The organism is Pseudomonas sp. SMV71, from assembly GCF_052042015.1.
Classification (GTDB): domain Bacteria; phylum Pseudomonadota; class Gammaproteobacteria; order Pseudomonadales; family Pseudomonadaceae; genus Aquipseudomonas.
Genome location: NZ_JBKGGU010000055.1, coordinates 1 through 857, shown reverse-complemented (window position 1 = coordinate 857; position 857 = coordinate 1). Strand labels below are relative to the sequence as shown.

Sequence of the window (857 nt, the reverse complement as noted above, 5' to 3'; positions counted from 1 at the left end):
TTGCCCCACCACTGGGCACCTCGCTTACGCTCGGTGTTCCCTCACTCCGGCATTGCTCCGTGGGCCCGCCGCGATGGGCCCTCCATGGCCCTGCGCGGCTATCCCGGCATCCATGCCGGGTTGCCCACTACGCAATGCCTGCGTTCGGCCCTTGTGGTTGATGGGGCGTCCAAGATCAAGATCAAGATCAAAAGCAAAAGCGAGGCGGCCTAGGGGTCGGCCTGGTGTTTCCGGTTGTACCCCGATCCAATTGTGGGAGCGAGCCTGCTCGCGATGGCGGCGGTACATCCAACACTGATGCAAGCTGAGCCACCGCCTTCGCGGGCAAGCCCGCTCCCACAGTTTTTTGCCTTGTCTGAAAACTGATAAACAGCCACCGTCCTCTCTGTGGGAGCGAGCCTGCTCGCGACCTGGATGGTTCGCGGCGTTATTTTGCCCTAGGCATTCAGCAACTGATTGAGCTAGGCGGTTTGTTGACCAATCGAATGCTGGACGAACTCAATACACATCCTTGAGCGCACCTAAAACGTGGCAAAGCGGCTTGCTCCCGCTGGACCGCGCAGTGGACGTCAATAAAAAGAGGGCGGCTGCGCCACCCAGCGGGAGCAAGCTCCCTCGCCACGGGCAGCATGTTTCCATACCGAAGCCTTTGGCTTTGGCTTTGGCTTTGGCTTTGGCTTTGGCTTTGGCTTTGGATCTTGATCTTGATCTTAAGCGCCCCATCAACCACAAGGGCCGAACGCAGGCATTGCGCAGTGGGCAACCCGGCATGGATGCCGGGTTAGCCGCGCAGGGCCATGGATGGCCCATCGCGGCGGGCCCACGGAGCAATGCCGGAGTGAGGGAACACCGAGCCT

Annotated in this window: 1 protein-coding gene and 2 pseudogenes; all 3 read left to right on the top strand. The window is 60.6% G+C overall.

Annotation, left to right across the window (positions count from 1 at the left end; translation table 11 throughout):
• A partial coding sequence (locus tag ACLEJQ_RS25735) for a nucleoid-structuring protein H-NS (protein WP_440799913.1) occupies positions 1 to 213 on the top strand: 213 nt, incomplete at its 5' end.
• A gap of 179 nt (positions 214 to 392) precedes the next feature.
• Positions 393 to 515: pseudogene (locus tag ACLEJQ_RS25730) on the top strand (DUF6124 family protein); the annotation flags it as partial.
• Between the two features lie 47 nt (positions 516 to 562).
• Positions 563 to 857, top strand: a pseudogene (locus ACLEJQ_RS25725) (hypothetical protein); the annotation flags it as partial.